Below are 464 nucleotides of genomic sequence, written 5' to 3' on the forward strand. Positions count from 1 at the left end.
TCCGGCAGGTTTTGATAGTTGGCCTTATAACCTTCCGTTAAATGGGCTAAAGATGCTTTCATAAACACCACCGTTCCCCACGCAGCACCAGGAAACTCAGGACTGGTATGGCCGTCCACATACTTGCCACCGGATTTATGCTTGCCAGGCCTGTAGAGATAATAGGTGTCATCAAAGTACTGATAATCTATACCTGGACCACCCGGCGCCAGACGCGGGTCGTCAAAAGGGTATGAACTCATATACAAATGTCCTTGTGCAGTGGAAATAAACGCCTGGTTATTGACCACCACCACTCTTTTTATTTCTTTTCCTTCAGGATAGTCGCGCATAATACCATCTGAGTTTCTCTCCAGCGCCGGGAAAGAGGCCATATATTTTGCGACCTGCCACGTTTGTCCGTAATCTTTAGATATTTTATATGCCCCTGGCTCCCACTCAGGCACAAGTATGTACTGTTCTGA

Annotated in this window: 1 pseudogene; it reads right to left on the reverse strand. The window is 47.0% G+C overall.

The features are described 5' to 3' along the window. Nucleotides 1-464 (reverse strand): annotated as a pseudogene (locus tag OGY71_RS00310) (T6SS immunity protein Tli3 family protein); the annotation flags it as partial.

The organism is Citrobacter sp. Cpo109 (assembly GCF_030332565.1).
In the GTDB taxonomy this organism is placed as follows: domain Bacteria; phylum Pseudomonadota; class Gammaproteobacteria; order Enterobacterales; family Enterobacteriaceae; genus Citrobacter; species Citrobacter portucalensis.